The 13,304-nt window shown below is 65.2% G+C and carries 12 protein-coding genes; 8 read left to right on the forward strand and 4 right to left on the reverse strand.

Annotation, left to right across the window (positions count from 1 at the left end; translation table 11 throughout):
• Positions 1-6 precede the first annotated feature (6 nt).
• Entirely contained in the window at positions 7-684 is a 678-nt protein-coding gene (locus AC6I21_RS14735) for a GntR family transcriptional regulator (protein ID WP_497762758.1), read from the forward strand.
• A 48-nt stretch (positions 685-732) separates the two neighbouring features.
• Here the strand turns inward: AC6I21_RS14735 and AC6I21_RS14740 are convergent, their stop codons facing one another.
• The 3 genes from AC6I21_RS14740 to AC6I21_RS14750 form a co-directional block, all read right to left on the reverse strand.
• The gene (locus AC6I21_RS14740; protein WP_497762759.1) at positions 733-1,281 is read right to left on the reverse strand and encodes a hypothetical protein; all 549 of its coding nucleotides are present in this window, start codon (positions 1,279-1,281) and stop codon (positions 733-735) included.
• A gap of 315 nt (positions 1,282-1,596) precedes the next feature.
• The gene (locus AC6I21_RS14745) at positions 1,597-2,568 is read right to left on the reverse strand and encodes a cation diffusion facilitator family transporter (protein ID WP_497762760.1); all 972 of its coding nucleotides are present in this window, start codon (positions 2,566-2,568) and stop codon (positions 1,597-1,599) included.
• On the reverse strand, positions 2,565-3,062 hold the full coding sequence (locus AC6I21_RS14750) for a transporter substrate-binding domain-containing protein (protein WP_138927043.1): 498 nt from the start codon (positions 3,060-3,062) through the stop codon (positions 2,565-2,567). Before AC6I21_RS14750 ends, AC6I21_RS14745 begins: the two co-directional genes overlap by 4 nt.
• A 1,084-nt stretch (positions 3,063-4,146) precedes the next feature.
• On the opposite strand from AC6I21_RS14750, the gene AC6I21_RS14755 reads away from it, so the two are divergent.
• The 7 genes from AC6I21_RS14755 to AC6I21_RS14785 all read left to right on the forward strand — a co-directional run bounded on the left by AC6I21_RS14755 (position 4,147) and on the right by AC6I21_RS14785 (position 11,672).
• The gene (locus AC6I21_RS14755) at positions 4,147-5,169 is read left to right on the forward strand and encodes an ABC transporter permease (protein ID WP_497762761.1); all 1,023 of its coding nucleotides are present in this window, start codon (positions 4,147-4,149) and stop codon (positions 5,167-5,169) included.
• The gene (locus AC6I21_RS14760) at positions 5,169-6,881 is read left to right on the forward strand and encodes a dipeptide/oligopeptide/nickel ABC transporter permease/ATP-binding protein (protein WP_497762762.1); all 1,713 of its coding nucleotides are present in this window, start codon (positions 5,169-5,171) and stop codon (positions 6,879-6,881) included. Before AC6I21_RS14755 ends, AC6I21_RS14760 begins: the two co-directional genes overlap by 1 nt.
• Complete coding sequence (locus tag AC6I21_RS14765; protein WP_497762763.1) at positions 6,878-7,666, forward strand: ABC transporter ATP-binding protein; 789 nt, start codon at positions 6,878-6,880, stop codon at positions 7,664-7,666. Before AC6I21_RS14760 ends, AC6I21_RS14765 begins: the two co-directional genes overlap by 4 nt.
• Before the next feature lie 20 nt (positions 7,667-7,686).
• Positions 7,687-8,862, forward strand: a complete 1,176-nt coding sequence (locus AC6I21_RS14770; RefSeq protein WP_497762764.1) for a serine hydrolase domain-containing protein — start codon at positions 7,687-7,689, stop codon at positions 8,860-8,862.
• Positions 8,863-8,916: 54 nt separating this feature from the next.
• A complete protein-coding gene (locus tag AC6I21_RS14775) occupies positions 8,917-10,512 on the forward strand; it encodes an ABC transporter substrate-binding protein (RefSeq protein ID WP_497762765.1) in 1,596 nt (531 codons plus the stop codon).
• 329 nt (positions 10,513-10,841) lie between these two features.
• Positions 10,842-11,234 carry a hypothetical protein gene (locus AC6I21_RS14780; RefSeq protein WP_497762766.1) on the forward strand — a complete coding sequence of 131 codons (393 nt, stop codon included), beginning with the start codon at positions 10,842-10,844 and terminating at the stop codon, positions 11,232-11,234.
• Between the two features lie 267 nt (positions 11,235-11,501).
• The gene (locus AC6I21_RS14785; RefSeq protein ID WP_497762767.1) at positions 11,502-11,672 is read left to right on the forward strand and encodes a hypothetical protein; all 171 of its coding nucleotides are present in this window, start codon (positions 11,502-11,504) and stop codon (positions 11,670-11,672) included.
• A gap of 466 nt (positions 11,673-12,138) precedes the next feature.
• Here the strand turns inward: AC6I21_RS14785 and AC6I21_RS14790 are convergent, their stop codons facing one another.
• A complete protein-coding gene (locus AC6I21_RS14790) occupies positions 12,139-13,221 on the reverse strand; it encodes a LacI family DNA-binding transcriptional regulator (RefSeq protein WP_497762768.1) in 1,083 nt (360 codons plus the stop codon).
• Positions 13,222-13,304 lie beyond the last annotated feature (83 nt).

Consider the following 13,304-nt stretch of genomic DNA (forward strand, 5'->3'; position numbering starts at 1 on the left):
GGGAAAATGGCGCAGGCAGTCACCGCACAACTGCACCCACGAGGTGCCTCCAAAGCCGAGGAGGCCTACGAGCGGATCCTGCAGATGCTGGTGACCCTGCAGATCCAGCCCGGGGACCCGATCCACGATGAGGAGCTGATGCGTGAACTGGGCATCGGGCGCACCCCGGTGCGCGAGGCGCTCAAGCGCCTGGAGGTGGACAAGCTGGTCATCACCTTCCCCAAGCGCGGCACCTTCGCCACCCGGGTGGAGATCAGCGACCTGGCCTATGTTTCGGAGATCCGCCAGCAGCTCGAGCCAATGGCCGCGGCCCGCGCGGCCCGCACCGCCTCCGAATCCACCCGCGCCGCCCTACGGGAGACCTCCCGGCAAATCGAGCGCTTCGACGCCGCCAACGCCTCGACCACCGATCTGCTGACCTTCGACGCGGCCGTGCACCGCAACATCTACCGCGCCTCGGGCAACCCCTACCTGGAGGACGTGCTGATCCGCCACAGCAACCTGGCCACCCGGATCTGGTGCACGGTCATCGACAGGCTGCCACGGGTGAGCACCCATGTGAAGGAGCACCTGGCGCTGCTGCAGGCCATCATTGACGGGGATGAAGCCGAAGCGGCCCGCCTGGCCGGCCTGCACGTGGGACAGTTCGAGCAGGCGGTGCGCACCGCACTACTGGACCTCTAGAAAAGATGCACGCCCGGCCAGCCAGACGGCTGGAGGGGCCGTGACGGTCTATGAATCCCGGTCGTTCGTGCTGCGTTCGCGCAGCACGCTGTCGGCGATCTGCTGCTGGTCGGGGGCGAACCCATAGAGCTTGCCTTCGGACTCGTGCACCCACCAGCGGCCGCACAAGTCCGTGGTCTGCTTTTCGGCATCCTTGGGCCACCAGTCCGCGTCCAGGGTGCGCACGGTGGCGACCTCGGAGACCTGCAGATCCCTGGTGCGCCGGTCCGCGGCATAGGCCTTGGCCAGCTCCGACTCGTTCGGTTCCCCCACGGTGGAAAGGCTCAGGCATTCCTGCCTGGGCAGCGGGCCGCCATAGTCCATGACGAAGATGCGCTCGGCCCCGGTGGTGCGCTGCTCCAGCTTCACGTCCCTGCCACCGGCCGGGACCCAATCGGCCAGCAGCCCGGACTTCACGCCATCCTCGGAGGTGGCCGCGCTCTTCGATTCAGCCTTGTCATAGGTTTCGCCGCTCAAATCCCCGACGCTGCACCCAGCGAGCAGCAGGGAGGCGGGAATGGCGAGGGCGGTGAATGCGAGGTACTTCTTTTTCATCATGCTTTTAGCCTATGAAGCCTAGCCCGGCGGGCACCTCGGGCGGGAGAGGGAAAAACCGCATCCCCTTCTCACACCACGGGAGGAGTCGGCGAGCGCTGGCGGGATGAGGCCGACCAGGCCGGTTGGGCGAGCGTGGCGGCCCGGTAATCCCCGGTGAGCCCGAAGCCTGCGCTCAGCTGCGACACAAAAACGGCCACTAATGTTGAAAACACCTCATTGAAGGTGCGAGTGATGATCTGGAAAGCTCCCGCAGGGTTACGGCCCGCGGGAGCTTTCTGGTTAAGCGATGCCGGTTCCACCGGCCCCAGATCCGCGTTATGCCGTGGTGGGCTCCACGAAGCAGTCTGGCAGTTCCGGCACAGGAATGATGACGATGTCATACGCCTTCCAGTCCAGCTCCTCCAGCGCCTTGCGGGCGGCGTCCATCTCCTCCACACCCACCATTGGCGAATGCGGTACCACGAAGGCCTCCGCATGCAGGACGGCGCCCAGTTCGCGTACGCGAACCCCGACCCGGTCCACCCATCCCATGGACTTCAGGCGACTCTCAAACTCCGGGATCAGCGGGTGCGGGTCCTCGCCCTCCACGCTGGTGGCCCGGCGGTCCAGCAGGTCAACCACCGCGGCCTTCGTGCTGGTCCAGCCATCCTTGAGGATGCCCGCGGAGATCACCGCGGCGGCCACGCTGTCCAGCCACCACAGGCCGATGGCGATGCCTGCGACGCCCACGATGGAGGCGGCATTGGTCTGCCAATCCGCCTTGGCCATATAGGAGTCGGCGTAGAGCAGCTTGTTGTTCAGCGGCTTGGCGACCTTCACCTTCAGCCGCCCCAGAATCACGGCCGGGGCGGCGATCACGGTCATCACCGCGATCATGATCCACCCCTGCCAGATCGTGTGCCCGAAGACGTTCATGGTGCCGATGGTCGGGTATTCCTGGGCAATCAGCGCGGAGACCGATTCGTAGGCCAGCATGCCGCCCACCACCAGCAGCGCCACTCCGGCCACCAGATGTCCGGCGCTCATGGCCCGGTGGTAACCATAGGGGTGGGTGGGGCGCCGGGTTCTGCGCGTGTAGAACAGGGCCACCAGGAAGGCCAGCTGCGGCAGCACGGAGAGCATGTCCTCCACCCATGCCGTGCGCATGGCCTGGGAATTGCCCACCACCAAGGCCACCAGGGTAATGGTGCAGGCGGCATAGCCGACGCTGATCCATTCAAGTTTCGCTGCCCGACGCAACATGTCGCGCTGCTGTTTGGGCAGGCCGGTTCCGGCTTTCAGGTTCATGGCATCTCCTGGGTTTGGTCCAGAAAGTACTCAAGCTCCCCTAGGAAGGCGTTCTCCCCGGGCGGCACCAGCAGAACCAGTTGGGCCTGCTTGCCGTCCTCCTCCGTCACGGTGCGATAGGGCCGGGTGATCCCAACTTCCTTGCTCCACGGGGTCTTGGCGGTGATTCCGCCGGCCACCATGTCAAGCTTGCCCTCCTTCAGCTGCTTGACCAGGTGCTCCTCCCCGCCGAGCGTCCACTGCACCTCGGCGTCCAGGCCCTTGGCGAAGTCCTTGACCAGCTCCACTTCGTCCCCGGTGTACTGGCCGTCGCGCACATCCACGAATTCACGGTTGGGCGAGATCCCCACGCGCAGCGTGTCGTGGCGAACATCCTGCAGCGTGCCCTTGGGGTCCACCGGAATCTGGGCCGCACACCCGGCGAGCAGGCTGGATCCAAGCAGCGCTGCACCCGCAGCACGGAGGAACAACCGCGTTCTTTTCGATGGCGACATCTGTTTCTCCTCCCGCCGCTTCTGACACTCTCGGCTATGGATTCTCACCTGCAACGTACGACAGATCCCTGTGGCCCGCAGGTCGGTGCACCGAAATCCCTGCCAATCTTCAGGCTTCCTTCACGAAGCAGCACGCCGCACACTGACGCTCCGCGGCTTCGCGGCGCCACGGTCGGCAGACTGGAAGCCGAAGCTCAGCGCGGACACAGAAAGCGGTCTTATTGTTTTAAATACCTCCTTGAAGGTGCGAGTGATGATCGAAAGAACTCCCGTTGGTATCCAACGGGAGTTCTTTCGTTAACTGGCGATTCCCTGCATCGCTTCGGCGGCCGATCGGCTCCGAGTCCACGACCATCTTCGGCTGCCCCCGCGCACCGGCTCGTGCATTGCCGTCTGCGAACAGCCTCCTCTGTCCAACTATTAGACGAGCCGTCTAGAAGGTAGAGCCTCAAGTTCTAAGGGGTGAAAATCGCGCATCGTCCACGCCACCCGCGAAGCGCGCTTCGTACTTCGTTCAGATAACCAGGAATACTCAGCCCAATAGGCACACCTCCTCGCCATCTCCCAAGCCGAGGGAACGCCTCCCTGTCCGCGAATCCTCCGCGGCATTACCGCCTCTGCCCGTCCTCTTGATTGCGCCAGAAGGACCAAGTGGCCCAATGTCGTCACATGCACCGCAAAACCACAAAAGGTTGCGTGATGTGCATCACTGGCATACCTTGGTTCTAACAACTTTATTGGACAGACTGTCCATGAACTCGCAATGGGAGGGGTACCGACATGTCCGCACATGCATCGCTTCACCGAGGCTGCTCCCAAATTCGGGCCTGGACCCCCGCCTGGGGACCCTCCGGACAGCGCTAGCTGCCCGGAGGCAGCGGGCAATCCTCCGGCCCCGTCCGCACCCGGCGCCCCACCACGGCACGGAACAGGGGCATCCAACGCTTCGTGCCACACACTTCGCAACCAAAGGAAAGACCACCGCCATGTACCGCTTCCCACCCAGATCCCCCATTTCGGCCCCGCGCCGCAGTGCCGCGGATCTTGGCGGCGCACCAGCCACCACCCTGCCGGATGTGGCGTCATGACCACCGTCGGCGTCACCGATCCGCAACTGGAGCCACGCCGGACCCGGGCCTCGCTGCGCCAGCGCACCAGCCATCCGTGGTCCGCCTTCCTCCTGCGCCGCCTGGGTGGGCTGGTGCTCTCCTTCGTCATCCTGGTCATTGTCACCTTCCTGATCGTTCCGCTGCTGCCCGGTGACCCGGCCGTGGTGGCCGCCGGGGACGGGGCGACGGTGGAGCAGATTGAAAGCACCCGCACCGCACTGGGCCTGGACCAGCCGTTCCTGGCCCAGTTCTGGCAGTACGTGGTCGGGGTATTCACCCTGGACATGGGCGACTCCTTCGCCTCGGGCACCACGGTGACCGCAGCGATCCTGGCCCGGCTGCCGTTCACCGCGGAAATCGCACTGCTGGCCATCAGCTGCATGCTGGTGATCGGCGTGCCGCTGGGCATGGGCACCGCGCTGCTCACCCGCGGCGGACGCCGGGCCTGGGCCGATCACCTGTTCAACGGGATCACCAGCTTCATCTTCGCGGTGCCCAACTACGTGCTGGCCACACTGCTGATCTTCGTCTTCGCGATCCGCCTGGGCTGGTTCCCGGCCAGTGGGGCCGCGACCCTGGGTTCGCTGGTGCTGCCCACAGCGGCGGTGATGATCGGTCCGACCTGCGTGATCGCGCGGATCGTGCGGCGCGAGGCGGCCGGGATCCTGGAACAGGACTATGTGCGCACCGCCCGCGGCTGGCGATTGAGCACCTGGCATGTGAACAGCCGCTACGTGCTGCCGAACCTGCTGACCACCACGCTGACCCTGGCCGGGCTGCTGCTGGCCGGGATGCTCGGGGGCACCGTCGTGGTGGAAACCGTGTTCGGCTGGCCCGGGGTGGGCAAGGGGATCGTGGATGCGATCATTTCCCGGGACTACCCGATGATCCGGGCCACCATCCTGCTGCTGGGGATGCTGGCCACCGTGCTGGTGCTGGTGGTGGACATCATCCTGGCGCTGATTGATCCGCGCAACCTGAAGGCGGGAGCCGAGTAATGTCCAAGACCCAACATTCCACCCGCAGCATCTGGCGCCCGGGGATGGTCATCGGCGTGGTGCTGATGGCGCTGCTGGTGCTCACCGCGATCATCGCCCCGCTGTTCTTGACCGATGCGGCCAATGAGCTGAGCGAAAACCGGGCTTTGGCCCCCAGCTCCGAGCACCTGCTGGGCACCAATGACTTCGGGCAGGACAACCTGGCCCGGGTGCTGGTGGCGACCCGGCTGACCCTGGTCATGACGGTGCTGGCCACGCTGCTCTCGGTGGCCGGCGGGCTGGTGGCCGGGGTGGCGATCTGGCTGGCCCCGGCCAAGGTGCGCCAGTGGTGCCTGCGTCTGCTGGAGACTGCGGTGGCCTACCCGACGCTGATCACCGCACTGGTGATCGCGGCGATCCTGCTGCCCGGCGCGGGCACCGCTGTGATTGCCCTGGGGGTGGCCGGGATGCCCGGGTTCGCCCGCGTGACGGCGAACCTGGCCCAGCAGGTGACCAACAGCGAATACTTCACCACCGCAAAGTTCCTGGGGGTCGGCCCGCTGCGCTTGGCCACCCGGCACATGATCCCGGGGATGGCCGAACCGCTGCTGATCCTGTCCACCACGCTGTTCTCCTCCACCCTGATGGAGATCTCGGCGCTGTCCTTCGTGGGCCTGGGCGTGCAGCCCCCGCAGTATGACCTGGGTTCGCTGCTCAACGACAGCCTCGATGCGTTGTACACCCAGCCGATTGAGGCGCTGGGCCCGGCGGTGATGATCATCCTGGCGGCGGTCGGCGCGATGCTGATCGGCGATGCGTTGGCCGCGCACGCCAACCCGCGCACCGGACGCGCCTGGCGGCGCAGCCGCCGCGGGGCCAAGAGCGCCCCGGCCAACGCGCAGACCGACACCGCGCTGGTGCGGGTGGAGGATCTGCGGGTGAACTACCTCAGCCAGGGCCAGCCGACCGAGCTGGTGCACGGCATCGACCTGCACATCCAGCCCGGGGAGATCCTGGGGATCGTGGGCGAGTCCGGTTCGGGCAAGTCGCTGACCGCGATGTCGATTGCCGGGCTGGCGGCCGATGACCTGTCCGTGCAGGCCCGGGCGCTGACGGTGGCGCAGCTGGACATGCTCGGCAGCCCGCCGGCGGCCCGGCTGGCCCAGCAGATCGGGATCGTCTACCAGGACCCGGGCTCCACGTTCACCCCCTCGCGCACCATGGGCCCGCAGCTGACCGAGGTGCTGCGCACCCACCAGGGGGCCTCGCGTGCCCAGGCACGTGAGGCGATCATCCAGGCGCTGGGCAAGGTGGGGATCACCCGCCCGGCCGCCCGGCTGCGCCAGTACCCGCACGAGCTCTCCGGGGGCATGCGCCAGCGGGCGATGATCGCCTCCACCCTGGCCACCGGCCCGGCGCTGCTGATCGCCGATGAGCCGACCACCGCGCTGGATGTGACCGTGCAGATCGAGGTGCTGCGCCAGTTCCGCCGGCTGCGCGAGGAGTACGGCACCGCGATCCTGTTCATCTCCCACGACATCGGAGTGGTGCAGGAGCTGTGCGACCGGGTGCTGGTGATGCGCAAGGGCAGCATCGTGGAGGAGCTGAGCCCGCAGCAGATCTCCAGCCGCCAGGTCAGCCACCCGTACACCCGCCAGCTGCTGGACGCGGTCCCGGTGCTGCGTACCGGCAGCGGCCTGGTGCTGAATGAAGAGGAAGGAATCCGCACATGAGCGCCCCCGCCATCCCGGCTCCGATCGTGGCCACCAAGGACCTCAGCCTGGGGTTCGGCGCCGTACAGGTGCTGCACGAGGTGAGCATCGACGTCCCGCAGGGACGCACCGTGGCCCTGGTGGGCGAATCCGGGTCCGGCAAGTCCACCCTGGCCAAGGCGATCGTGGGCATGCACCGGATCAGTTCGGGCCGGCTGCAGGTGGCCGGGCAGGACATTTCCCGGCCCACCCGCTCCCAGCAGCGCCGGCTGTTCCGCCAGGTGCAGTACATCCCGCAGGACCCGTACGCCTCCCTGAACCCGCGGCGCACCATCGGCCAGACCCTGGCCGAGGCGATCGACCCGGTGCGCGCCAACCCGGCCGCCCACCGCCAGGCGATCAGCCAGGCACTGGACACCATGCAGCTGGAGGAGCAGATTGCCCGGCGCTACCCGCATGAGCTCTCCGGCGGGCAGCGCCAGCGGGTGGCGATCGCCCGGGCGCTGGCGGTGCAGCCGCAGCTGATCGTGGCCGATGAGATCACCTCCGCGCTGGACGTGTCCGTGCAGGCCGAGGTGATCGGGCTGCTGGCCCGGCTGCGTGCCCAGCACCGGGAGCAGTCGATGCTGTTCATCACCCACAACCTGGCCGTGGCCCAGCAGGTCTGCGACGAGGTGGTGGTGATGCTGCACGGGCGGGTGGTGGAATCCGGGCCGATCGATGAGGTCTTTGGCAACCCGCGCGAAAACTACACCCGCACCCTGCTGGACTCGGTGCCCGGGGCACCGGGCTTCACCCTGGCCTAGGCCCGCACCGGAGGAAAACCATGAACACCCAGACCCTGCAGCGCCTGGCGGACCCGCAGGTCCTGCGCCAGCACTTCATCAACGACCGGCAGACCATGCCCACCCGCCGCATCTGGCGCGGCACCACGCCTCCGGCGCTGCCGCCGCACACCGCGGGCGCCCTGGCGGGCATGCAGGTGCCCGGCCCCCGGCCCGGCGTGCTGCAGCCGCTGGAGCACTTCCTGTCCCGGGCCGAGAGCAACGCCCTGCTGGTGCTGCACCGCGGGGCGCTCGTGCACGAACAGTACCTGCACTCGATGGCGGCACACGACACCCACCTGAGCGCCTCGATCTCCAAGTCCGTGGTCTCCCTGGTGGCCGGGGTGCTGCTGCGCGACGGGCTGCTGCAGCGCGAGCAGCGGCTGGGGCACTACGTGCCGGAACTGGCCGGCACCGCCTTTGGCGAGGCGAACCTGGATCAGCTGCTGCACATGGGCACCGCCGTGAGCTATGGCGGGCGGGCCTTCAACAAGGAGCAGGAGGCCCGCAGGTTCTTTGAGGCGGTGGGCATGTTCGAGCGAGCCGCGGACTACACCGGGCCGCGCACGCTGCTCGAGCGCCTGGCCACCGCGGGTGCCGAGCAGCCGCCCGGGCAGATCTTCCGCTACGAAAACGGCAACACCGAAGCGCTGGGCGAGGCGATCCGCCGGGTCACCGGGCAAAGCCTGGCGCAGCTGGTCTCCGAGCTGCTGTGGGTGCATCTGGGCGCCGGGGAGGACGCCCACTTCGGGCTGGACTCCACGGGGCGGGAGCTGGCCAGCGGCCGGTTCTCCGCCACCGCCCGGGACCTGGCGCTGCTGGGCGAACTGCTGCGCTGCGGCGGCAGCCGGCAGGGCGTCCAGGTGCTCGATGAGGCGCTGGTCGCGGACATCACCCGCATCCCCGACGGGCCGGCCGCGGACGTGCTGGGCACCGGGGACACGCGCGCCAACGGCCCGGTGCTGGCCTATCACGACTTCTGGTGGCTGCCGCTGGGCGAGCCGGGCAGCTTCGTGGCGCGCGGCCGTTCCGGCCAGCGGCTCTACGTGGACCCGCGCCGCGAACTGGTCATCGTCCACTTTGGCGCCCAGCCGGTGCGGGCGGATGTGCCGGTGCCCGACTTCGAGCAGGTGTTCGCCCACATCGGCCGGCAGCTTACCGCCACGCCCGCCGGCTAGCCGCCCCCACAGACCCCCGCAAAACCCCAACCATCACAACCTTCAGGAGCCATCATGCCAACACCGACCGCATCCACCTCATCCGGTGGGACCCCGTCCCGCCTGCGCCGCCGCGGCGCCGCCCTGCTGGCCGGGGCCACCGGCCTGGCGCTGGCGGTCACCGGGTGCACCACCGGGAACAGCGCCGACGGCGGGGCCGAGGGCAAGACCGACACCATCCGCTCCACCATGATCGCCAACCCGAACAGCTTCAACCCGCTGACCTCCTCCGGGGTGCCGGCCACCATGGCCAACTCCCTGCTCTACGCCACCCTGCTGGTGCAGGATGACAACCACACCTTTGCCGGGGACCTGGCCAGCGAATGGGAGCTGAGCCCCACCCGGGGCGAGTTCACGCTGCGCGAGGGCGCCACCTGCGCGGACGGCACCCAGATCACCGCCAGCGTAGTCAAGGCGTCGCTGGACGCGTTCGCCCAGAAGTCCAACAACAAGGATCTGGTCTTCGGCCCCTCCGAACCGAAAATCAGCGCGGACGACGCCGCCGGCAAGGTCACCATTGAGCTGGACACCGCATGGGCGGACATGGGCCAGGGCCTGAGCATGCCCGAATCCGGGATCATCTGTCCGGCCGGGCTGAAGGACCCGGAGGGCACCACGGCCGGCAAGGTCGAGGGCGCGTTCTCCGGCCCCTACACCCTGGCCGACTACCAGCCGGGGGTGAACGTGGAGTTCGCGCTGCGCGACGAGGGCTACACCTGGCCCGAATACGCCCAGCCCTTCGAGGGCCGGGTGGCCAAGACCATCAAGTACAGCGTCAGCTCGGACTACAACAGCATCGCCAACGGCCTGCTGACCAACCAGATCGACATCGCCACCGTGCTGGGTGAACCGATGGAACGCTTCAAGGACGATGAGAAGTTCGGCACCGAACGCTTCTCCACCGCGAACCTGTTCATGGTGTTCAACGAACGCAAGGGCAAGCCGTTCGCGGATCCCGAGGCCCGGCGCGCGGTCGCCAAGGCCGTGGACCAGAAGGCGTTCGTGCAGGCGGCCACGAACGGGCTGGGCGCCCCGGCCACCAGCTTCGTCTCCGAGTCCGTGCAGTGCGCCAACACCGACGCCGCGCTGCTCAGCCCGAAGGACGCGGACCTGGCGGACATCAAGGGACAGGCCGCCACCCTGGTCGGCACCCCGGCGGTGGGCAAGGGCGCGGGCAACACCTACATCGCCCAGGCCCTGAATGAGGCCGGCGCCGACGTGAAGCTGCGCAGCGTGGACACCGCCTCGCTGTTCACCGAGCTGAGCACCAAGCCGGACTCCTGGGACATGACCGTGGTGAACCTGGTGAACATCTCCTCCACCCTCTACGCCGGGCTCTCCCGCTTCACCGGGCCGACCACCGAGGACGGTGGACGGAACATCACCGGGGCGAAGCATGAGAAGTTCCTGGCCCAGGTCGGCCAGGCGATGGCCGAAACCGATGAGGACAAGCGCTGCGCGATCTACCAGGACCTGCAGGCGGGGCTCTTCCAGGACGCCCACGTGGTGCCGCTGGGTGACGTGTCCGCACAGCTGACCACCGCCCAGGGCTTCTCGGCGCGGGTCATCAACGGCATCAGCTCGGCGCGCACCATGCGCATCACCGACTAACTGACAGGGCGGGATCACCGGTAAACACCGGGTTCCCGCCCAGCCCGGGCACAGAAACCCCGATTAGTGTTGTCAACAACCTCATTGAGGGTGCGAGTGATGATCTGAATTGGTTCCGCTGTCCATCTGGACGGCGGGACCATTCGGTTTAACCGGGACGGTCCGGCAATGGCAAACCGGCCCTTCAGCATTGAGAGTGCATCCCCTCAACTCAACACCCTGAATCCCTGGCGTGTCAGCACAACGTAAAAGCCGAGGCCTCCGAAGAAGAGTAATGTCCTTACTATTTTGCATAAGGTTCCAAGCGCAGTCGAGGCATCAGCTCCCGAGTGGATCACCTGGCCAAGGAGATGGGCCACGCCAAAGACTTCAAGGCCCTGGAAGAGCCAGCAGCCCAGACGGATGCTAAACGCCTCGGAGCGACCAAAGCCGGCACCCGGGTGCTGGCCAAACTCGTCAGCAATCACGAGCCCTTGTACGGCTCCTACGAGTGGGTGCAGATTTGGTTGATGGGGCCACGCGCGGGCAAAATCTCCTGTGTCTGCGTCCCGCAGGTCCTAGAAACCGGCGGGCCGACACTGGCCACCTCCAACAAACGCGACATTGTCGATATGACCCGTGGCCCCCGTTCCCGGGTGGGTACCGTACGGGTGCATGACGTGCAGGGCATGATCCTGAGGATTTCACGGTCCGTGACCTGCTCAAAGCCTGTGGGCATCTGACTTTGGCCCAGTCCTTGGAACAGATTCAAAAGCTCACCCCTAAGCAGCGCGATGGCGTGTATGGCACGATGCGCCCGTGGGTAAACGTGCTCTCCTACGATGAGGTAACCGTGGATCACCTCGCTCCGCCAAGACCGTGGATCACCTCGCCCAATGCAAGTGCAACGTACGTTGGCTTGGTAACCTGACCTCACTACGCTGGAAAGATTAAACCTTCACCGGAGCGGCACCGCTGAAACGGCGCAACTTTACTGGAAGGCGCGAGTCATGAGTCACGCAACAGACCGGATTCTTGAACAGCTTCAAACGCAAGACGACTTACGCATGCAAGCCGCGAACGAAATTGCCCAAGTAATTGCTGCCCACATCGAAGCCGAACAGTATTTGGAGGAGGCCAAGGCCGCAGAGAGGAAAGCTTTTGCCGCTGCCCCGAAGTAGGGATGGACACAAACCGAGCTGAACAAAATCGCCTCTCCGAGCCGCCGTCTTCCACGCAAAAAGAGCAACAAGTCCAGCGGCTCGGACGAAGTCTAAGAACGCACAAAGTTATGGGCCGGTATTCACCTTTCGATGAGTACCGGCCCATTGCCTTAGCCGTGGTGGCGCATGTGGCCTCCTGCTCACTTGTGCACAGCAAAAGCCCTCCCCGCTCCGCTGCTTTTCCTGCACACACGTGGACAGCAGGAACCAATCGATCGCCCGCGCACAGGCCACAAGCTACGGTATCTGAGTTAACTCACCACAGCGATCTTGGCCTATGCACGGGCTCTGAAAAGTGGAAACGCCAAGGAACAAGACCCCTACATCCTTTTCCGGTTCTCCCGGTTCCCGCCTATGCCGTTGCGCAGCCGAATAAGCGCTCACTCGATCCGAGGGCCCTGAATCATTCCGCCAGACAAAGACTCTATCTATCTAGTTCACGCCAACCTGGGGGGGGTGCCACCGAGGATCGATGAACCAAATTCGGAGTCAGCCAAATTCTGCGCCCGCCAGTAGTCCCCTCAATGCGCTCAAAGAGAGCACCCGCCGCCTGCTCCCCCAGATCATAAGCTGGCTGAAATACCGACGTAATAGGCGGCTCCACCAACTCGGCCCAGGGCTGGTCGTCCAGCATCACCACAGAAATATCTGTTGGAACCCGAAGGTCTCGGCGCCTAAGGACACTTAATAGATCAAGCGCCACAAGCGAGTCAGAAGCAACCAACGCTGTAGGCGGCGAAGATAGATGCATTAGCTCTTCTACGAGCTGCTGCATAGCCTCACGGTCCGTGGCCCCAAAACGGAAGAGCTCAGGATCTATTTCGATCCCAGATCTCTTAAGAGCCAGGCAGATACCATCCACACGCTGAGTCACTGTCGAGAGATCAAGTTCCTGCCCAGGTACAAACTTCCGAGTAGAAAGTTTCAATGTGGAAATATAAGCGATGCGACGATGTCCAGCGTCAATCAGTGAGTCTATGACTTGGCTGGTCACCTCAGCGATACTCATCTGCACCACATCAAGAGCGGGAACCGAAATATCTCGGTCAAAAAGTACGACCGGACGTCCGGCTCGTTCAGCATCGAGTATATGACTATGCGCGGAGCGCGACGTCGGGCATATCAACAATCCGTCCACCCGTTTATCGAGCAGCACCTTCACAGCCTTCTCTTCGTCTTGAAGAGATTCGCCGGTATTAGCCAGAACCACATCGTAATCATGATGACGCGCGACATCACTGATGCCACGGATCACCTGTCCGAAATACGGGTTTTCAACGTCTCCAACAACCACACCTATTGATTGAGACTTACCAGTATTGATACTGCGCGCCAAAGCGTTGGGGCGATAACGGAGCTCCTGAGCGGCCTGCATGACGAGTTGCTTGACCTCGCTGCTGACTGACCCATAGCCGCCCATGGCGCGAGCCGCCTGAGCTTTAGATACGCCGGCACGCCGCGCCACATCGGAAATGGTAACCTCGCCGGTTCCTTGTCGTCGAGCCATTTAACTTTTCCTTAACCTCTTGACCTCACTTCAAATTGAAGTGTAACTTACATCATAATGAGATTGAGACCGGTCTCATATAG

Source organism: Glutamicibacter sp. St.4D3, from assembly GCF_059728615.1.